Below are 18825 nucleotides of genomic sequence, written 5' to 3'. Positions count from 1 at the left end.
AGCCATCGCAACCACAGCGTCGCAGGCTTTCAAGGGCCTGCGGAGCATCTATATCTGGAGGACATATGAAGAAAACCGCACTCAGCCTCTCTGTTCTTGCCGCACTGGCCCTCGGTACGGCCAGCGCCCAGACGACCATCAAGATTGCCAGCATCAGCCCGCTGTCGGGTGGCCAGAGCAACCTGGGCACCCAGATCCGCAACGGCGCGCAGCTCGCCGTTAACGAGTACGCTCCGCAGTTCAAGAAGCTGGGCTTTGACCTGAAGCTGATTCCCTACGACGATCAGGCCGACCCGGCCACCGGCACCGCCGCCGCCCGCAAGATCGCCGCCGACAACCAGATTCTCGCGGTCGTGGGCACCCTGAACAGCGGCGTGGCCATTCCCGCCAGCGCCGCTCTGGCCCCCAGCAACCTGGCGATGGTCAGCCCCGCCAACACCGCCAACCAGGTGACCGACCGCGGCCTCGCGAACATGAACCGCATCGTGGCCCGTGACGACTCGCAGGGTCCGGCGGGCGCGAACTTCATTGCCGGCAACCTCAAGGCCAAGAAGGCCTACGTCCTGAACGACAAGACCGCCTACGGCGAAGGTCTGGCCGGCGAGGTCGAGAAGGCGCTGAAGGCCAAGGGCGTCTCCATCGTGGGCAGCGAGGGCACCGAGGAAAAGAGCGACTTTTCCAGCATCATCGCCAAGATCAAGCTGACCCGCCCCGACGCGATCTACTTCGGCGGCATCTACAACCAGATCGGCGTGTTCATCAAGCAGCTGCGCGGCGCGGGCATCACCACACCTGTGGTCGGCGGCGACGGTCTGGACAGCAGCGAGCTGCCGGTGATCGTGGGCAAGGCCGGCGCCAACAACATCTACTTCACCACCGTGGCCGCTCCGCTGGAAGCCCTGCCGGCCGCCAAGGTGTTCGCCGCCAACTTCCAGAAGTCCTTCAACCTGGCTCCCCAGGGCTTCGGTGCATTCGGCTACGACGCTGCCAAGGTCACGCTGCAGGGCATCCTGGACGCCGCGCGCGCCAACAACAACAAGGCGCCCAGCCGCAAGCAGGTTCAGGACGCCATCCGCAAGGGCACCTTCAAGGGCCTGCTGTCGGGTGAGGTCAGCTTCAACAGCGTCGGGGACCGCAAGGCCGCCACGCTGTACGTGATGAACGTCAAGAACGGCGAATTCGTGCTGGAAACCAGCCTGCCGGTCAAGCCCCCCAAGAACTGAGCGTTTTCCCCGCAGTGTCGTGGGGCCGGGCCGCGTGCTCGGCCCCCTTCTGTTAGGAACGCGCCGTGTCCACAGGACGGGTCTGTCATCCCCCCGCTTTCCGGGCGTAAACTGGGGTGGTTTTTCACATTTCGCCCCATCGTCCACGGCCCCGCAGCGATGAGTTCGGAGCGATGAGTTGATCACGCATCGGCGGGGCCGTACCGCACCGGCACCTCAACGGGTCGGGTTTTTTGAAAGGAGCTGGTTGCTTTGGATCTTGCCACCCTGTTGCCGTTTATCGTGAACGTGATCGTCGGCGGTCTCGTGCTGGGTTTTGTGTACGCCATCATCGCGCTGGGCTACACCATGGTGTACGGCGTGCTGCAGCTGATCAACTTCGCGCACTCGGAAGTCTTCATCACCGGGGCGGTGGTGGGCTTTGAGGTGTTCCGGGTCCTGCAGAACTCGGAGCTCAACGGATACCTCAAGCTGCTGCTTGCCCTGGTCGCCGCCATGATCGTCTCGGGCCTGCTCAACGTGCTGATCGAGCGGCTGGCCTACCGGCCCCTGCGCAACGCGCCGCGGCTGGTGCCGCTGATCACGGCCATCGGCGTCTCGCTGATCCTGCAAGACGTCCTGCGGGTCATCGAGGGCCTGCAGGGCCGCTTCGACCTGACGTACACGCTGCCTGCGGGCTTCAGCGACAAGTTCTGCGCCGCCGAGGGCAGCAGCTGCGCGCCGCTGGGCAACTTCCTGCGGACCATCGGCGTGGACGTTCAGCTCAAGGACGTGATTCTGGTGGTCGTGGCGCTGGTCAGCCTGACGGCGCTGAACTACGTGGTCAACCGCACGCGGCTGGGCAAGGCCATCCGCGCCGTGGCGCAGGACCGCGTGACGGCCGGTCTGATGGGCATCGACTCGAACCTGATGATCAGCGCGACCTTCCTGATCGGCGGAGCGCTGGGCGGCATCAGCGGCGTGCTGTTCGGGATGAAGTTCGGTACGGTCAACGCCTACAGCGGCTTTGATCCCGGCATCATCGCCTTCACGGCGGCCGTGCTGGGCGGCATCGGCAGTATTCCCGGCGCCGTGCTGGGCGGACTGCTGCTGGGCGTGATCCAGAACCTGATCGGCGTGATGAACATCTTCGGCAACCTGATGGGCAGCGCCAACCTGGGCACCATTGACGCCAGCTACCAGCGCATCGGCGCCTTCCTCGTGCTCGTACTGATCCTGATCTTCAAACCCACCGGCCTGCTCGGCAAGAGCAACGTGGAGAAGGTATGACGGCCGTGAATCCTGCGGGACCGGCGCCGCGCCGCCCGGTGGTCCGCCCCGACCGCACCGTGCTGCTGCTGCTGGTCTTCATCATCACCAGCGGTCTGCTGCTGGTCTCGCACAACCGTGCGGTGCTGGGCAACATGGGCAGCCTGGGCACGCTGCTGCTCAATCCCATCGTCGAGGCGCTGGTGGTGTCGCTGTTCCTGGCCAACGTACTGTTCGCCTACATGTGGAAGGCGGCAAACTGGGCCAAGCTGATTGTGGGGGTGGGCAGCCTGCTCTTCGTGCTGCCGCTGGCCGGCCGGGCCGACTCCAGCCTGCTCGACCTGAGCATCCAGATCATGATCTTCGCCGCGCTGGCCCTGGGACTGAACATCGTGGTGGGTCTCGCAGGCCTGCTGGACCTGGGCTATGTGGCCTTCTTCGCAGTGGGGGCATACACCTGGAGCATCTTTGCCAGCCCGCGCTTCGGAGAGATTCTGCGCTACTACGGTGAAAACGCCGGAGCGACCGGAGCGGGGACCCTGGCCATCGGCCTGGTGCTGGTGGCCGTGACGGCCGGCAGCATGCTGTACATCCGGGGCCTGCACGCCCGCCTGGCCACGACCCGCCTGAGCACCTGGAGCTTCGGGCTCGCCGGCTTCGGGCTGGTTGCCGGCATCGTTCTGGTCGGCCGCTCGCTTCTGGTGCTGGCCTCGGGGTCCGCGGCGGCGGTGGCCGGTGGAATCGATCCCAGCTTCTTCTGGCTGTTCCTGGCCCTGAGCATCATGACCGCGGCCCTGGTGGGTGTGCTGATCGGTCTGCCGGTGCTGAAGCTTAAGGGCGACTACCTCGCCATCATCACGCTGGGACTGGGGGAAGTGATCCGCGTGCTGGCCAACAACCTCAGCCTGTACACGGCGGGGTCCCAGGGCATCACGCCCATCGGCAGCGCGTCTGTGCCGTGGTTTAACTCCTTTGCCGCAGCGCTGGGCTTCCGGCAGGATCAGTTCTACCTGTTGTTTCTCTATGCGCTGGTCCTGATCGTGATCGCCGTGATCCTGCTCGTGAACGTGCGCCTCGACCGCAGCCGCATCGGGCGGGCGTGGATTGCCATCCGTGACGACGAGATCGCTGCGCAGGCCATGGGCGTGCCACTGATGCAGACCAAGCTGATCGCCTTTGCCACCGGCGCGAGCTTTGCGGGCGTGATGGGCATGATCTTTGCGGCCAAGCAGACCTTCATCAGCCCCGAGAGCTTCAACCTGCTGCAAAGCATCGGCGTGCTGAGCATGGTGATTCTGGGCGGCATGGGGTCGTTCAGCGGCGTGATTCTGGGCGCGGCGGTGGTGACACTACTGAATCTGCGGATTCTGCCGGGTCTGGGCGAGGCCAGCGCCAACGTGCCGTGGATTCCCCAGCAGGCCAACCCCGGGCAGCTGCAACGGTTGATCTTCGGCTCCATTCTGGTGGCCATGATGTTGCTGCGCCCCGAGGGCCTGCTGCCCAACAAGCGCCGCACCCGTGAACTGCATTCCGAACACGATCAGGAAGACGAGAGTGGCGAGGGCAATGCCAGCGGCCTGAACGCCGGGGGCGATGTGTACAGCGCCGGAATGGCCACCATCAAAGAAAACGACCGACCCGGAGGAAGCAAATGACCCGGCCTGCCAGCAGCGCCCCCAGCAGCACCGCCAACATTCTGGAAGTGCAGGGGCTGACCAAGGAATTCGGCGGTCTGACCGCCGTGAACGAAGTCACCATGAACGTTCCCGAGCGCAGCATCGTCAGTGTGATCGGCCCCAACGGAGCGGGCAAGACCACCTTCTTCAACATGATCACCGGCATCTACGCGCCCACCCGCGGCAGCATCCGGCTGGCCGGGCGCAACCTCGTGGGCCTGCGCCCGGATCAGGTCACCGAGGCCGGCATTGCCCGCACCTTCCAGAACATCCGGCTGTTTTCCTCGATGACCAGCGAGGAGAACATCATGGTGGGCCGCAATGCCCGTCTGAAGAGCACCTTTGTGGACGCCGTGCTGCACACCCGCCGCTTTCATGAATCCGAACACGAGGCCCGGGAAGCCGCGCGCATCATGCTGGACTTCGTGGGCCTGAGCCAGTGGCGCAACGAGATCGCCACGAATCTGCCCTACGGCGACCAGCGCAAGCTGGAAATCGCCCGCGCCCTGGCCACCACCCCCAAACTGATCCTGCTGGACGAGCCCGCCGCCGGCATGAACCCGCGCGAGACCGAGGACCTCAAGGCCCTGATCCGCCGCATCCGCGACGAGCTGGGCGTGACCATCTGCCTGATCGAGCACGACATGCGGCTGGTCATGACCCTCAGCGAGTACATCACGGTGCTGGACTACGGCACCAAGATCAGCGAGGGCCTGCCGCACCAGGTGCGCAACGACCCCGCCGTGATGGAAGCGTACCTGGGCCGCGGGGCCGCCGCCGGGGAATACGGCAAGGAGGAGCGTCCCCATGTCTGATGTCCATTCCACGTCTACGGCCACCCGCACGGACACCGGCACCCACGCCACTGTGCTGGAACTGAACGAAATACATTCCTATTACGACCACATCCACGCCCTCAAGGGCATCAGCATGACGGTCGGCGAGGGCGAGATCGTGGCCCTGATCGGCGGCAACGGGGCGGGCAAGACCACCACCCTGCGGACCATCAGCGGCATGATGAAGCCCCGCACCGGCACCCTGACCTACCAGGGTCAGGACATCGCCGGCAAACCCCCGCACCAGACCATGCAGATGGGCATGAGCCACGTGCCCGAGGGGCGGCGCATCTTCCCGCAGCTCACCGTCCGCGAGAATCTGGAGGTCGGAGCGTACACCATTACCGACCGCCGGCTGATCGAGGAGCGCGTGCAGGAAGGTTTTGACTACTTCCCGCGCCTGCGGGAGCGCGAGAACCAGCTGGGCGGCACCATGTCGGGCGGCGAACAGCAGATGCTCGCGATTGCCCGCGCCCTGATGGTCAATCCCAAGCTGCTGCTGCTGGACGAGCCGAGCATGGGGCTCTCGCCGCTGTTCGTGGAGGCCATCTTCGACATCATCCAGAAGCTCAACCGCGAACACAACACCACCGTGTTGCTCGTCGAGCAGAACGCGAACATGGCCCTGGCAATTGCTCACCGCGCCTACGTGCTGCAGACCGGCGAGATGAAGCTCAGCGGCAAGGCCAGCGACATCGCCAAGGACGAGAGCGTGCGCAAGGCGTATCTGGGCGACGAATAGCGCGGCCAGAAGCATCAGGCGGCGGGGGCCGGGGCGCGGTGCTCCGGCCCCCGCCGCTTGGGGCTCTCCCGAGGCTGAAGCAGATGCCGCGTCTGGAGCAAATCTTGAGGTTGTTCCGGGAAGGGGCGGTTATGTTGGGGCATGAACCCCATGCGTTTTGCAGCGGCGCTCGTGTGCGGCAGTGTATTCCTGACCGCGTGTTTGCCCGCACCGCTGGCTTTCGATCCGGCGCAGCTTCCCGCCGCGAGTGACCTGGGGGCCAGGAACGCCGGAACCGAGTGGTGGTACGTCTCCGGCGTGCTGCCCGACTCCGGGCTGGCCTTTCACTGGGCACAGTTCAAGGTGAACTACCGGGGCCTTCCCTACCACGCCTCACACATCGCCGTGACCGACCTGCGAAACAACCGGCTGTATTTTGTGGAGAACGGCGATCAGAAGGCCACCTTCGGCTTTCCTCCCCTGAGCGTTTCCCAGGGCGAGTGGAAGCTGACGCAGAACGCCGGCCCCGACGCTCCCTTCCAGCTGAATGCCGGGCCGCTGAACCTGACCCTGACCCCCGCCAGGAACGCGGTGGTTCACCCACCCGGATACTCGGGGACCGTTGAAACCGGCCGCCTGTACTACCAGAGCATCACCCGCCTGGATGTGGGCGGAACCGTTCAGGTGGGCCAGGAGACCCGCCCGGCCACGGGACAGGCGTGGCTGGATCACCAGTGGGGCGACCAGCAGCCCGGCGCGGCGGCCCGGTGGGACTGGTTTGGCCTGCACCTTTCGAACGGCTCGGACCTGATGCTGTACCGCGTGAAAAACGCGGACAATGTGGTGGTTCAGGTGGCCGCCTCGCTGGTCGGCCCCGACGGGGTGGCGCACACGGTGGAGAACGTGACCATGACGCCGGGCCGGGTGTGGCGCAGTCCCAGTGGCCGTGACTACACCCTGGGCTGGCAGGTCAGTGGTGCTGGGCTGAATCTGACACTGGCCCCCCTGCGCGATGATCAGGAACTGCTCAGCACGACAACCTCGGTGGCGTACTGGGAAGGACCGGTAGCAGGCACAGGCACCGTGAACGGGCAGGCCGTGACCGCCTCAGGCATGGGGGAATTCGTGGGCGGCGTGCTGACGAGAGAAGAAGGCGGGCTGTTCGGGGTGCCAACCGCTCCGTAGACCGTGAAGGGCACGAATCTGGTCACCGGGACGGCAGGACCCTGTGGCAATTTCCGCAGGCCCGAACGGGCTGACGATCTAAAACCTCAATAAACTTGACATGACCACACTCAAGTTTCAGAATAGGGGCAGTTTGCACAACTGCCCACTTTCTCATTCTCCGGAGGTTTCCCTTGAATCCCGAACGCTTCACCGAGGCAAGTGCCACCGCCCTCAACGCGGCCCAGCAGCTCGCTCAGCAAAGTGGACACCAGACCCTCACCGTTCCCCATGTGCTGCGTACCCTGACCGACAATGACACCGCCGCCCGCGCCATTACCGGGGCGGGAGGGGACCTCAGCACCCTGCGAAGCGCGCTGGACACCGAGCTGAACAAGCTGCCGCGCGTGCAGGGCGGCGGCGAGAGCCTGTACCTTGATCCGGCCCTGAACCGCGCCTTCGGCAAGGCCGATACCCTGGCACAGCAACTGGGCGACAGCTTCGTGGCCGCCGACGTCCTGCTGCTCGCCCTGCGCGGCGAGTACCGGGGCCAGGCGCTGCCCAAAGAAGCCGAGCTGAACCGCGCCGTCACCGAGGGGCGCAAAGGAAAAACCGTGACCAACAAATCCAGTGAAGGCCAGTTTGACGCGCTGAACAAGTACGGCACCGACCTGACCCAGCGGGCCCGCGACGGCAAGTTCGATCCCGTGATTGGCCGCGATGAGGAGATCCGCCGCGCCATGCAGATTCTGCTGCGGCGCACCAAGAACAACCCGGTCCTGATCGGCGAACCCGGCGTGGGCAAGACCGCCATCGCCGAGGGGCTCGCCATCCGGATGGTCAGCGGCGACGTGCCCGAGGGCCTGAAGAACAAGCGCATCGTGAGCCTGGAAATGGGCAGCCTGCTCGCCGGGGCCAAATACCGCGGCGAGTTCGAGGAGCGCCTCAAGGGAGTGATCGACGAGGTGGTGCAGTCCGCCGGCGAGATCATCCTGTTCGTGGATGAGCTGCACACCATCGTCGGGGCGGGCAAGACCGAGGGCAGCCCGGACGCCGGCAACATGCTCAAGCCCGCACTGGCCCGCGGTGAACTGCACCTGATCGGCGCGACCACCCTGGACGAGTACCGTGAGATCGAGAAGGACGCCGCGCTGGAACGCCGCTTCCAGCCGGTGTTCGTGGACGAGCCGAGCGTGGAGGACACCATTTCCATCCTGCGCGGCATCAAGGAGCGTTATCAGGTCCACCACAACGTCGAGATCACCGACCCCGCGCTGGTCGCCGCCGCCAGCCTGAGCCACCGGTACATCACCGACCGCCAGCTGCCCGACAAGGCCATCGACCTGATCGACGAGTCCGCGGCCCGGCTGCGCATGGCCCTGGAGAGCAGCCCCGAGCGCATTGACCAGCTTTCCCGGCGCAAGCTGCAGCTGGAGATCGAACGCGAGGCCCTCAAGCGCGAGAAGGACCAGGACTCGCAGAACCGCCTGATGGACATCGAGGACAGCCTCAAGGCCATCACCGACGAGCTGACCGAGGTGCGCGGACGCTGGGAGGCCGAGCGCGGCGAGGTCGCCGTGCTGCGTGAGAAACGCGAGGCGCTGGACGCCGTGCGCACCGACATCGAGCGGGCGCGGCGCGACTATGACCTTCAGAAGGCCGCCGAGCTGGAATACGGCAAGCTGCCGCAGCTGGAAAAGGACGTGCAGGACCTGGAACGCAAGCTCAAGGACGCCGAGTTTGCCCACATGGAAGTCACCGAGGAGGACATCGCCTCGGTGGTGAGCCGCTGGACCGGCATTCCGGTGAGCAAGCTGATGGAAGGCGAGCGCGAGAAGCTGCTGCACCTCGAAGAGCAACTGCACGGACGCGTGATCGGGCAGGACCGCGCGATCACCTCGGTGGCCGACACCATCCGCCGGGCCCGCGCGGGCCTGAACGACCCCAACCGTCCGCTGGGCAGCTTCATGTTCCTGGGACCCACCGGCGTGGGCAAGACCGAGCTCGCCAAGGCCCTGGCCGAGGACCTGTTCGACAGCTCAGACGCCATGGTGCGGCTGGACATGTCCGAGTACATGGAAAAGCACACCGTCGCCCGCCTGATCGGCGCTCCTCCCGGATATGTGGGCTACGAGGAGGGCGGCCAGCTGACCGAGGCCGTGCGCCGCCGCCCCTACAGCGTGCTGCTGCTCGACGAGATCGAGAAGGCGCATCCGGACGTGTTCAATGTGCTGCTGCAGGTGCTGGACGATGGCCGCCTGACCGACGGGCAGGGCCGCACGGTGGACTTCCGCAACACGTTGATTATCCTGACGAGCAACGTGGGCAGCCCGCTGATTCTGGAGATGCAGGCGCGCGGCGACGACGCCTCCGAGATCCGCGACGCCGTGCTGGAGGAGCTGCGCGGTCATTTCCGCCCCGAGTTCCTCAACCGTGTGGACGACATCATCGTGTTCGACGCCCTGACCGCCGCCGATCTGGGGCGCATCGTGGACATTCAGCTGGGCGGCCTGCGCAAACGCCTCGCCGAGCGGCGCGTGACACTGCACATGAGTGACGCCGCGAAAGCCAAGCTCGCCGAACTCGGCTATGACCCGGCCTTCGGCGCACGGCCCCTCAAACGCGCCATCGCCCGCGAGATCGAGACGCCGCTGGCCCGCGAGATCCTGCAGGGCCACGTGCCAGACAGCAGCGTGCTGAGCGTGGACTACAGCGATGGGCGCTTTCAGTTCGACACCGGCGTTCTGAACTGAGCTGAGGTCAAGAAGGCCGCCGCCCGCAGATGGGGCGGCGGCTTTCCTCCATGACCACACAAGAAACGCTTAAATCCGGGAAATCGTGGGGGTCAGGCTTTGGCCGCCTGCCACACCATCCCTACCGCTTCCTCCACGCTCTTCACGCCAGGGTGGCCGTCCAGACCGGGCGGCACGATCAGGCGTTTGTACCCGGCGCGGCCCGCTTCCTCGGCGCGGCGCAGCGAGGCCACCGTGCTGCGAACCTCGCCGGCCAGCCCGACCTCGCCGAAGACGGCCACGTTCTGCGGCAGCGCACGCCCCACCACGGCGCTGTATACCGCCAGCGCCACCGCCAGGTCCAGGCCCGGATCGGGAACCTTCAACCCGCCCGCGAGGTTCACGTACACGTCCAGGCCGCCCAGGGTCAGGTCCAGCCGGCGTTCGAGAACGGCGAGCACCACATCCACCCGGCGTGGGTCCAGGCCCACGACCACGCGCCGGGCATTGGGATACGGCGTCTTGCTCGCCAGGGCCTGAACCTCCAGCAGCATGGGACGCTGGCCGTCCACCGTGGCGGCGACCACGCTGCCGGGCACACCCACCGGACGCTCGGCCAGGAAGGCGGCGCTGGGGTTCTCCACAGCGATCAGACCCTTGCCGCGCATCTCGAAAACGCCCAGCTCTCCGGCCTGCCCGAAGCGGTTCTTGACGCTGCGCAGCAAGCGGAAGGCGCCCACCGTTTCCAGAAAGACCGTGGTGTCCACGATGTGCTCCATCACCTTCGGGCCGGCCACCGTGCCGTCCTTGGTGACGTGGCCCACCAGCACCGTGGCAGTGCCGGTTTCCTTGGCGGCGCGGGTAAGCATGGCTGTGCCGTCCCGCACCTGGGCCACGCCGCCGGGCGCGCCCTCTCCCTCCACGGTCACGGTCTGAATGCTGTCCACGATGCACAGCGCCGGCCGGTGCTCATTCATCAGGGCAGCGATGTGTTCGGCGCGGGTGTCGCGGGTCAGCTGAATGTCCGCCGTGACCCCGAGGCGGTCGGCCCGCAGCCGGATCTGCTCGAGCGACTCCTCGCCGGCCACGTACAGAACCGTGCCGCCGCCGCGCGCCACCCGGTCGGCCACCTGCAGCAGCAGCGTGCTCTTGCCGATGCCCGGCTCGCCGCCGATCAGCGTGACCCCGCCGGCCACCAGCCCGCCGCCCAGCACCCGGTCAAGCTCCACGATGCCCGACGAGGTGCGCGGCTCCTCGCGCCGCCCCACGGTGGACAGCGCCGTGAGCTTGCCCCCGGTGACGCCGCCGTAGCCCCCGGCCCCACCGCCGCGCGCCTTGCCGCCGGTCACCGTGGGCACTTCCTCCTCGAAGGAATTCCATGCCTGACAGTTCGGACAGCGGCCCAGCGGTTTGGCCGACTGGTAACCGCAGGACGTGCAGACGTACTTGGTGGTGACCCGGGCCATCCTTAACCGTTCTTGGACACGCTGATTTCCGGTGTGCCGGCCTCAGCCGCTTTGGCGTCGGCAGCGCTCACGCCGGGGCGCCCGTCCGCGCGCCAGTACGCGCCGTCGGCGGTGGACAGGTACTCGCCCTCAAGCAGTTCGGTGAGCAGCACCGAGGGGTCTTCCAGGGTGCTGTGGTCGGCCAGCACACCCTCCACCTGGCCCTGGTTGTAGGAGACGCCCGGTTCGAACAGGCCGGTCAAGTAGTCCAGAATGGCCATCTGGTGCGCGCGGCGGCGCTTGCTGGGCCATGCGGTGATGCGCCCGTGTTCATCCTGAAAGTCCGTGATGCTTTTGGTCATGTGCCCATGCTACGCGCTGGGAGCGGACGGCAGAGGACAGAGGGCACAAAACAGGCCTCGGAAGGCCCCCCTCCGTCCCCCTGTCCGCCCCCGGACAACACCGGCAGGGTGCAGTTCAGGTACAGACCGCTCATGATCAGAACGGCCACCAGACCCAGCAGCAATAGAACCACGATCCGCTGGGCCACGGGCCGCCTGACGGCAAACCCGAGGTACAGGGCAGCGACCACACAACCCGCCAGAAACAGCAGGCTGCCCAGACTGAGGCTCAGAGGCGCAGATTTGAGGCACTGCTCGATGGTCAAGTGATTCGGTCCTTTGCCTGCGGTGCCGGGGAAGAAGTCGGGGCAGCCGTTCACCGGCGCAGCCAAAGCAGTGGGGGGGCGGAGGGTTGTGCCCCCTCCCCCGCTGCTTTCACCAGATCAGGCCAGAATCTGCGGCGGCGCGGTGGTGCCGCGTTCGAACTCAACTCCACCGTCGCCCAGAACCACGCGCAGCTCTTCCACACCCTGACCGATCAGCTCCAGCGACAGTGGGTCCTCGATCTCCTCGCGGACCAGGGTGCGCAGCTGGCGCGAGCTGCCCACAGCGTGCTTGGGACTGCGGGCCTTGAGCTTGCTCACCAGCCACGGAGCGATGGCCGGGTCGAAGGTCACGTTCAGATCGCGGCTGGCCAGCTCCTCGCGCATCTCGCCCATCAACTGCTGGGCCACGCGCACCAGTTCCTCCTCGCCCAGCGGCTTGAAGCGGATCACGTCGTCCAGGCGGTCCAGGAATTCCGGGGTAAAGATGTGACGCAGCGGCGCGTTGTTGTCCGGGGTCACCGGGCTGAAGCCCACCGTGGGACCGACGTTGAAGCCGGTGTTGCTCGTCATGATGATGATGGTCCGGCGGAAGTCCACCGCACGCCCCAGCCCATCGGTCAGGCGGCCGTCGTCGAGAACCTGCAAGAAGGTGTTGTAGACGTCCGGGTGCGCCTTCTCGATCTCGTCGAGCAGGATGACGCTGAAGGGCTGGCGGCGCACCGCCTCGGTCAGGCGTCCCCCCTGTTCAAAGCCCACGTAGCCGGGAGGCGAGCCGATCAGCTTGCTGATGCTGTGGCTTTCCTGGAACTCGGACATGTCCACCCGGATCAGCGCCCGCTCGTTGTTGAACAGGCTGCGCGACAGCGCCCGGGCCAGATGCGTCTTGCCCACCCCACTGGGGCCCACGAACAGGAAGGAAGCGGCCACGCGGGTCCGGCCCCCCAGCCCAACGCGGGCGCGTCTCAGTGCCGAGCTGAGGGCCTTGATGGCGTCCGGCTGGCCGTACACCTGATCCTCGAGCATGTGTTCGAGATCGCCGAGCTGTTCGGCACTTTCCTCGCTGTAGATGCCGCCCATCGAGTTGATGACACTCTCGATGTCCTCGCGGGTCACGTAGGGTTCGCCGTCCTCGTTCTCGGCCACCGGCAGCTCGATGCTCATGTTCAGGCGCACCCGGGAGGCGGCCTCGTCGATCAGGTCAATGGCCTTGTCCGGAAAGTTGCGTCCCGGCAGGCTGCGCTCTCCGATGCGCACAGCGAGTTCCAGTGCCGCGTCGGGAATCTGCACGCCGTGGTGTTCCTCGTACTTGGGGCGCAGGCCACGCAGGATCTGCAGCGTTTCGGCGGGGCTGGGCTCCAGCACGATGACCGGCTGGAAGCGGCGTTCCAGAGCAGCGTCCTTCTCGATGTAGCGGTGGTATTCGCCGGTGGTGGTCGCGCCGATCACCTGAATCTCGCCGCGGCTCAGCGCGGGCTTGAGAATGTTGGCCGCGTCCAGCGTGCCTTCCGCGCCGCCCGCGCCGACCAGGGTATGCAGCTCGTCAATGAAGGCCATCACCTTGGCATTGCGCAGTTCCTCGATGATCTGGCGCAGCCGTTCCTCGAACTCGCCGCGGTACTTGGTGCCCGCCACCACACCCGACAGGTCCAGGCTGATCAGCCGGACGCCGTGCAGGTTGGGCGGCGTACGCTTCTCGTGGATGGCGAGGGCCAGCCCCTCCACGATGGCGGTTTTGCCCACGCCGGGATCACCGATCAGGACCGGGTTGTTCTTGGTGCGCCGGGTCAGGATCTGGGTAACGCGCCGGATCTCCTCGCTGCGGCCGATCACGGGATCGAGCTTGCCCTCACGCGCCCACTTGGTCAGGTCACGGCCGTACTCGTCCAGAAAGGGAGTCGCCACGGGCTTGGCCGGCTTGCCGCCCGAGCTCTCGCCCTGCGCCAGGATGCGCCAGCGGATGGTATCCACATCCTTGGTCAGCTCCTGCAGAATGCGGAAGGCCACGCCGTCACCCTCGCGGATGATGCCCAGCAGAATATGCTCGGTGCTCGTGACCTGGGCCCCCAGGCTGCGTGCCTCGCTGGAAGCGAGTTCCATGACCCGGCGCGCACGCGGGGTGATGCTCGGCGCGTCATTGAGGCGGTTGCCCTCGCCGCGGCCGATGATCTCCTCCACGCGGCGGCGCAGACCGTCCAGGCTCGCCCCGAATTCGGTCAGAATGGTCGCGGCAGTTCCGCCCTCACGCATCAGACCCAGCAACAGGTGTTCGGGGCCGACCATCGCGTGGCCCAGGCGGTTGCCTTCCTCGCGGGCATAGTGAAACACGAGTCGGGCGCGGTCGTCGTATCGGTTCATGGAAGACCCCCAGGGGGCGGAGGCGCGGACGTGATCGCGCGTGGCTCGGTGCAGAACAGCGGGTACAGCACAGGAAATGCAGGTGTACAGGTCTGAGTCTAGAGCATCACCGGTGTGTGTGACGCGCCCAAACTTACGTTCTGACCTGCCCATACTGTAGGACTGCACACCTGACGCCCGTCTTTCAGGGCCCCTCTGGCGTCATCCGCTAGCCTGGGCCGCATGACTTCCAACGACGATTCCCTGCGTCCACCCGGATCCGAGGCGGCCACCTCCCACCAGGCCCGCGAGGTGCTGTTCGGCTCGCAGCATGACCGCATCCTGGAGCGCCTCACAGCACTGGACGCCGACCTCGCCGGCTACATCCGGGACTTCGCCTACGACACGGTGTATGACCGGCCGGGCCTGGATCTCCGGACCAAGGAACTGATTGCCTGCGCGCTGCTGGTCTCGCTGGGCAGTCCCCCGGAACTCAGAACCCACCTGCGCGGAGCGCTGAACGCCGGGGCCACCGAGGATGAGGTCCGGGGAGCACTGATGATGTGCGTGCCATATCTGGGCTTTCCGCGCGCGGTGGCCGGCTTTGAGATGCTGAACACCCATCTGAAGGCCGGGGAAAGCAAGAAAGGGGAACGCCAGAAAAAGGGGTGAACGGGCCGCAGCCTGTCCACCCCCTTTTTCTGAAGTCCGGCTCAGAACATGTACTTGATGCCGATGCGGGCCTTGAAGCTGGTCCCGGGACGGATCACGCGACTGCCGTTTTCTGCGTAGCTGGCGTCGCCCGTCTCGTAGCGGTCCGAGAAGGTCGTGCCGTCGGCGCGCACAGTGTTGACATTGATGGGGCCGTTGAAAAAGTAATCCGCTCCCAGATCCCCAACCAAGCTCAGGTTACCGGTCAATGCATAGCTCGCCATCGCACCTGCGCCCAGGCCAAAAGCATTGGTCGAGTAGGTGGTGTTGCCGCTGCTGCCATAGTCCTCAGTGGCCTTGAACATGCCGTAGCGGACTCCACCGTAAACCATGGTGTCGACGCCGGGAGCGACTTCACCCAGACCGTAGGTGGCATCTGCAGAAACAACCGTCTGGCTGCCGTACTCGGACGCACGGCCCGCTTGCTTCGCGGCTCCAAACGTCTCGTTGGGCCCGGACAGACCGGGGATTTCCGGGCTGGAATCGTTGATGGAGTCGCTGGGCTTGGTAAAAGCCACCCCGACCTTCACGCCCACCGGGCCCACCACATTGGGAGCGTGAACAAATACTGCGCCGCTCAGGCCGCCCGCATAGCCGCCGGTCAGGCCGAGTTCGAGGTTGTTGAACGTCTGCGCGCCGGCGGTGGCGGCAGCAGACAGAACGGTTACAGCAATCAGTCGCTTCATGAGATGTAGCGTGGTGGATCAACATGAGGGGCACTCATGAACTGGTTGATGACGAATTTATGTTGCGGAGGTGAGTCCTGCAACCCGCCCGGTGACGCCTCAGCGTTTCTGTACCTTCTCCCTATCCAGGGGCAGTGCTTATGGCTCAGAATAGACGGGTTTGACCTTCCTTCGCTCGCAGATGCCGGGAAGTCCTGCTAAACTTGTACCGAGTTTAATTATCTGATCGCAGGGTCCACTCCTGCCCCACCGGCGGAAGGCGTTCCCTCATTCTGGAGGTTTCATGAAAATCTTGACCCTTGTCAGACAGGTTCCCGATGCGGAGGCCCGCATCAAGATCAATGGACAGAGCGTCGATCTGGAAGGCACCACCCTGGTGATCGACGGCATGGACGAATACGGCGTGGAAGAAGCGCTGCGCCTGCGTGAAGGCGGCGCGAATGTCGAGGAGATCGTGGCGCTGGCGGTCGGACCCAAGAAGGTCGAGGACGCGCTGCGCACTGCTCTGGCGATGGGTGTGGACCGCGCCATTCATGTCGAGACCAACGAGCGGTATGACGCCGTGGCCCTCAGCAGGATCGTGGCGCAGGTGGCCGGGGCCGAGGGCAGCGACCTGATTCTGCTTGGCGGTCAGGAAGCCGACTGGGACTCGCAGGCCCTGGGCGCCGCCAGCGCCGAGCGCCTGGGCTGGCCGCAGCTGACCTGGACCAATGAGCTGAGCGCCGACGGCGACACCCTGACCGGACGCCACGATGTGGATGACGGCAACGAGGGCTTCAAGGTGGCCCTGCCCGCCGTGGTCACCGCGCAGCAGGGTCTGAATGAGCCGCGTTACCCCACGCTGCCCAACATCATGAAAGCCAAGAAGAAAGAGCTGCGCAAGGACGAACCCTCGACCTACAGCGTGCAGCCCAGCGTGAAGTACGTGAACGCGGAAATCCAGACCCGCGCCCGCCTGAACAAGATGATCGACGGCAAGGATCCGCAGGCCGCCGCCGAGCAACTTCTCGATCTCCTGCGCAACGAAGCGAAGGTGCTGGCATGATTCTGATTGTTGCTGAACACGCCGGGGGCAAACTTGGCAAGGCCACCCTGGAAATGGTCACTGCCGCCCGCGAGGCCGGGCGTGAGGGACCAATCACGTTGCTCGTGCTGGGGCAGGACGTGGCCGCAGTCGCCACCGAGGCCGCCGCAGTCGCCGATCAGGTGCTCGTGGGCGACCTGCCCGCACTGGCACAGTACAACCCGGAAGTCTGGGCCGCCGCTGTGGCCCAGATCGCCCGCGAGGGCGAGGCGAACACCGTTCTGATCGGCGGCAGCCGTTCGGGCCGCGAGTACGCTCCCCGCGTCGCCGTCAAGCTGGACGCCCCGTATCTGGAAGACGCCACCAAGCTGAGCGTCAACGGAAACGCCCTGCAGGCCCAGCGCTACACCTACCTGGCCCGCGTGACCGAGACGGTGGAAGCCGAGGGCCCGGTCATCGTCGTGACGGTCAAGCCCGGCAGCTTCGCTCCGGCGGCCCCGGCCAGCGCGGCCGGCGAGCAGTACGACATCGAGCTGGACCTGCCGACCCCCCGCACCGAGATCACCGGCAAGAGCGTCGAGAAGACCAGCCGCGTGGCCCTCACCGAGGCGGACGTGATCGTGACCGGCGGACGCGGCGTGGGCAGTCCCGAGAACTTCGCGCAGTACGTCGAGGGTCTGGCCGACAACATCGGTGCGGGCGTCGGCGCGACCCGCGCGGTGGTGGACGCGGGCTGGCGGCCCTACGCCGAGCAGGTCGGCCAGACCGGCAAGACCGTGCAGCCCAAGGCCTACATCGCCCTGGGGGTCAGCGGCGCGGTGCAGCACCTCTCCGGCATGGGCAAGAGCAAGAACATCATCGCCATCAACAAGGACGCCGAGGCGCCCATCTTCAAGGTGGCCGACTACGGCATCGTGGGCGACGTGAACCAGATCGTCCCGGCATTGATCGCCGCCAGCAAGAAGTAACACAGCACTGCGCAGATGGGAGGCGGGAAGGGAAACCTTCCTCGCCTCTCTGCCTTTTTACTCTCTTCCCTCTGGGGACGCCCCCCAGGTTCCCCCGCCACTTGAGCGTCCATTCACACTCTTCTCTCACCACGCAGCCATGCCGGACACTGGGGCATGAGCAGAGCCCAGCGCTCCAGTGAAGCTTCTGAATCGCCCGTCGTGATCGTGACCGGAGCGGCCCGTGGCATCGGGCGGGCCATTGCCGAACTGTATGCCGAACGGGGCAGCCGGGTCCTCAGTGTGGACCTGTCCCTGCCGCCTACCCTCAAGGGTCAACGCCGCGTCCGGGCGGATGTCAGCAGCGCCGCCGGACGCGAGCGCATCGTGCGGGCGGCGCGGGAGCTGGGCGGCGTGAACGTGCTGGTCAACAACGCGGCGTATCAGGATGCACACGGCAGCGTCCTGGAAGTCAGCGAGCGCGGCTGGGCCCGGACCCTGAACGTGAATCTGACCGCGCCCCTGCTGCTGACCCGCGCCCTGATTGACCTGATGGGCGCGGGCAGCGCCGTGGTCAATGTGGCCTCGGTGCAGGGCCTGTTGGCCGAGCAGAACAACGCGGCGTACAACGCCAGCAAGGGCGGGCTGGTCAACCTGACCCGGGCCATGAGCCTGGATCTGGCTCCGCGCGGGGTCCGTGTGAATGCCGTGGCGCCGGGGGCCATCAGCACCGAGGCGGTTTTGCAGGCCATCCAGGACAGCCAGGACCCCGAGAGCACCCGCCGGGATTATGAAGACCTCCACGCCCTGCGCCGCATGGGGACCCCCCAGGAAGTGGCCCAGGTCGTCTACTTTCTGGGCAGCGACGCGGCCAGCTTCATGACCGGAACCATCGTGCCGGTAGACGGCGGCATGACCGCCAGCTTCATGATGGCGGGGCGACCGGTCTGAGCCGGTTCGGACCCCTCAGAGCCGACGTCTGCGCCACGACAGCAGCACAATGATCAAGGTGAAGGCGGTCAGGCTCAGCACCGGAATGGTCAGAATTCCGTTGAGGCCAGACAGCGCCCCCGCACCCCACAACGGCCACGGCGTGTTGCACGGAACCACCGTGGGGTCGGCCAGGGCGCTGCAGGCCTTGAGGGTGGGAATCACGCTCCAGTCTTCCAGATTCTGAATCAGGGCCACGATCCAGCCGGCCGCCGCCAGCGGCAGCACATAACGGCGGACGGCCAGATCACTTCCCAGCGCAGCCACGCCCAGAATCACCGACAGCGGATACATGGCGATGCGTTGATACCAGCACAGCACGCAGGGCCGGAAGCCCCGCACTTCACTGAAATACAGACTGCCCAGGGTGGCGACGAGCGCCACCACCCAGGCCAGGTACAGGCGGTTGTCGCGGGACATG

At 66.0% G+C, this 18825-nt stretch carries 16 protein-coding genes; 11 read left to right on the top strand and 5 right to left on the bottom strand.

Annotation, left to right across the window (positions count from 1 at the left end; genetic code table 11):
- The first annotated feature begins 65 nt into the window (after positions 1–65).
- The 7 genes from IEY21_RS06030 (at position 66) to clpB (ending at position 9621) form a co-directional block, all read left to right on the top strand.
- Complete coding sequence (locus IEY21_RS06030; RefSeq protein WP_188902367.1) at positions 66–1223, top strand: branched-chain amino acid ABC transporter substrate-binding protein; 1158 nt, start codon at positions 66–68, stop codon at positions 1221–1223.
- 252 nt (positions 1224–1475) lie between these two features.
- A complete protein-coding gene (locus IEY21_RS06025; RefSeq protein ID WP_188902365.1) occupies positions 1476–2492 on the top strand; it encodes a branched-chain amino acid ABC transporter permease in 1017 nt (338 codons plus the stop codon).
- Positions 2489–4126, top strand: coding sequence for an ABC transporter permease subunit (locus IEY21_RS06020; protein WP_188902363.1), 1638 nt, complete (start codon positions 2489–2491; stop codon positions 4124–4126). Before IEY21_RS06025 ends, IEY21_RS06020 begins: the two co-directional genes overlap by 4 nt.
- Positions 4123–4962 (top strand): ABC transporter ATP-binding protein, encoded by an 840-nt coding sequence (locus IEY21_RS06015; RefSeq protein ID WP_188902361.1) that lies wholly within the window; start codon positions 4123–4125, stop codon positions 4960–4962. The genes IEY21_RS06020 and IEY21_RS06015 overlap by 4 nt, the downstream gene beginning before the upstream one ends.
- Positions 4955–5725, top strand: coding sequence for an ABC transporter ATP-binding protein (locus IEY21_RS06010; protein ID WP_188902359.1), 771 nt, complete (start codon positions 4955–4957; stop codon positions 5723–5725). Before IEY21_RS06015 ends, IEY21_RS06010 begins: the two co-directional genes overlap by 8 nt.
- Before the next feature lie 141 nt (positions 5726–5866).
- Positions 5867–6889, top strand: coding sequence for a lipocalin-like domain-containing protein (locus tag IEY21_RS06005; RefSeq protein ID WP_229752920.1), 1023 nt, complete (start codon positions 5867–5869; stop codon positions 6887–6889).
- Between the two features lie 173 nt (positions 6890–7062).
- Positions 7063–9621, top strand: coding sequence for an ATP-dependent chaperone ClpB (gene clpB / locus IEY21_RS06000; protein WP_188902357.1), 2559 nt, complete (start codon positions 7063–7065; stop codon positions 9619–9621).
- A gap of 92 nt (positions 9622–9713) precedes the next feature.
- On the opposite strand, the gene radA is transcribed toward clpB, so the two are convergent.
- The 3 genes from radA to IEY21_RS05985 form a co-directional block, all read right to left on the bottom strand.
- Entirely contained in the window at positions 9714–11066 is a 1353-nt protein-coding gene (gene radA, locus IEY21_RS05995; RefSeq protein ID WP_188902355.1) for a DNA repair protein RadA, read from the bottom strand.
- A 2-nt stretch (positions 11067–11068) separates the two neighbouring features.
- On the bottom strand, positions 11069–11407 hold the full coding sequence (locus IEY21_RS05990) for a DUF2087 domain-containing protein (protein WP_188902353.1): 339 nt from the start codon (positions 11405–11407) through the stop codon (positions 11069–11071).
- Positions 11408–11829: 422 nt separating this feature from the next.
- Positions 11830–14067 carry an ATP-dependent Clp protease ATP-binding subunit gene (locus tag IEY21_RS05985; RefSeq protein WP_188902351.1) on the bottom strand — a complete coding sequence of 746 codons (2238 nt, stop codon included), beginning with the start codon at positions 14065–14067 and terminating at the stop codon, positions 11830–11832.
- Between the two features lie 222 nt (positions 14068–14289).
- Here IEY21_RS05985 and IEY21_RS05980 point away from each other — a divergent pair, with 222 nt between their 5' ends.
- Positions 14290–14718 (top strand): carboxymuconolactone decarboxylase family protein, encoded by a 429-nt coding sequence (locus tag IEY21_RS05980; RefSeq protein ID WP_188902350.1) that lies wholly within the window; start codon positions 14290–14292, stop codon positions 14716–14718.
- A 41-nt stretch (positions 14719–14759) separates the two neighbouring features.
- Here the strand turns inward: IEY21_RS05980 and IEY21_RS05975 are convergent, their stop codons facing one another.
- Positions 14760–15443, bottom strand: a complete 684-nt coding sequence (locus IEY21_RS05975; RefSeq protein WP_188902348.1) for a hypothetical protein — start codon at positions 15441–15443, stop codon at positions 14760–14762.
- 283 nt (positions 15444–15726) lie between these two features.
- Here IEY21_RS05975 and IEY21_RS05970 point away from each other — a divergent pair, with 283 nt between their 5' ends.
- The 3 genes from IEY21_RS05970 to IEY21_RS05960 all read left to right on the top strand — a co-directional run bounded on the left by IEY21_RS05970 (position 15727) and on the right by IEY21_RS05960 (position 18365).
- A complete protein-coding gene (locus tag IEY21_RS05970) occupies positions 15727–16488 on the top strand; it encodes an electron transfer flavoprotein subunit beta/FixA family protein (RefSeq protein ID WP_188902346.1) in 762 nt (253 codons plus the stop codon).
- Positions 16485–17435, top strand: a complete 951-nt coding sequence (locus IEY21_RS05965) for an electron transfer flavoprotein subunit alpha/FixB family protein (RefSeq protein WP_188902344.1) — start codon at positions 16485–16487, stop codon at positions 17433–17435. Before IEY21_RS05970 ends, IEY21_RS05965 begins: the two co-directional genes overlap by 4 nt.
- Positions 17436–17591: 156 nt before the next feature.
- Entirely contained in the window at positions 17592–18365 is a 774-nt protein-coding gene (locus IEY21_RS05960; RefSeq protein WP_188902342.1) for an SDR family NAD(P)-dependent oxidoreductase, read from the top strand.
- A gap of 15 nt (positions 18366–18380) precedes the next feature.
- Here the strand turns inward: IEY21_RS05960 and IEY21_RS05955 are convergent, their stop codons facing one another.
- Positions 18381–18824 carry a disulfide bond formation protein B gene (locus IEY21_RS05955; protein WP_188902339.1) on the bottom strand — a complete coding sequence of 148 codons (444 nt, stop codon included), beginning with the start codon at positions 18822–18824 and terminating at the stop codon, positions 18381–18383.
- Position 18825: the final 1 nt, after the last annotated feature.

The organism is Deinococcus aerophilus, assembly GCF_014647075.1.
Classification (GTDB): domain Bacteria; phylum Deinococcota; class Deinococci; order Deinococcales; family Deinococcaceae; genus Deinococcus; species Deinococcus aerophilus.
Note: the sequence above shows the minus strand (reverse complement) of the source record. Positions and strands in the feature narration are given on the sequence as shown.

Excerpts from the sequence above, each read along its gene's own strand:
- IEY21_RS06030 (WP_188902367.1), top strand. The coding sequence starts at position 66 with ATGAAGAAAACCGCACTCAGCCTCTCTGTTCTTGCCGCACTGGCCCTC.
- IEY21_RS06020 (WP_188902363.1), top strand. The coding sequence starts at position 2,489 with ATGACGGCCGTGAATCCTGCGGGACCGGCGCCGCGCCGCCCGGTGGTC.
- IEY21_RS06015 (WP_188902361.1), top strand. The coding sequence starts at position 4,123 with ATGACCCGGCCTGCCAGCAGCGCCCCCAGCAGCACCGCCAACATTCTG.
- IEY21_RS06010 (WP_188902359.1), top strand. The coding sequence starts at position 4,955 with ATGTCTGATGTCCATTCCACGTCTACGGCCACCCGCACGGACACCGGC.
- IEY21_RS06005 (WP_229752920.1), top strand. The coding sequence starts at position 5,867 with ATGAACCCCATGCGTTTTGCAGCGGCGCTCGTGTGCGGCAGTGTATTC.
- radA (WP_188902355.1), bottom strand. The coding sequence starts at position 11,066 with ATGGCCCGGGTCACCACCAAGTACGTCTGCACGTCCTGCGGTTACCAG.
- IEY21_RS05990 (WP_188902353.1), bottom strand. The coding sequence starts at position 11,407 with ATGACCAAAAGCATCACGGACTTTCAGGATGAACACGGGCGCATCACC.
- IEY21_RS05985 (WP_188902351.1), bottom strand. The coding sequence starts at position 14,067 with ATGAACCGATACGACGACCGCGCCCGACTCGTGTTTCACTATGCCCGC.
- IEY21_RS05980 (WP_188902350.1), top strand. The coding sequence starts at position 14,290 with ATGACTTCCAACGACGATTCCCTGCGTCCACCCGGATCCGAGGCGGCC.
- IEY21_RS05975 (WP_188902348.1), bottom strand. The coding sequence starts at position 15,443 with ATGAAGCGACTGATTGCTGTAACCGTTCTGTCTGCTGCCGCCACCGCC.
- IEY21_RS05970 (WP_188902346.1), top strand. The coding sequence starts at position 15,727 with ATGAAAATCTTGACCCTTGTCAGACAGGTTCCCGATGCGGAGGCCCGC.
- IEY21_RS05965 (WP_188902344.1), top strand. The coding sequence starts at position 16,485 with ATGATTCTGATTGTTGCTGAACACGCCGGGGGCAAACTTGGCAAGGCC.
- IEY21_RS05960 (WP_188902342.1), top strand. The coding sequence starts at position 17,592 with ATGAGCAGAGCCCAGCGCTCCAGTGAAGCTTCTGAATCGCCCGTCGTG.
- IEY21_RS05955 (WP_188902339.1), bottom strand. The coding sequence starts at position 18,824 with ATGTCCCGCGACAACCGCCTGTACCTGGCCTGGGTGGTGGCGCTCGTC.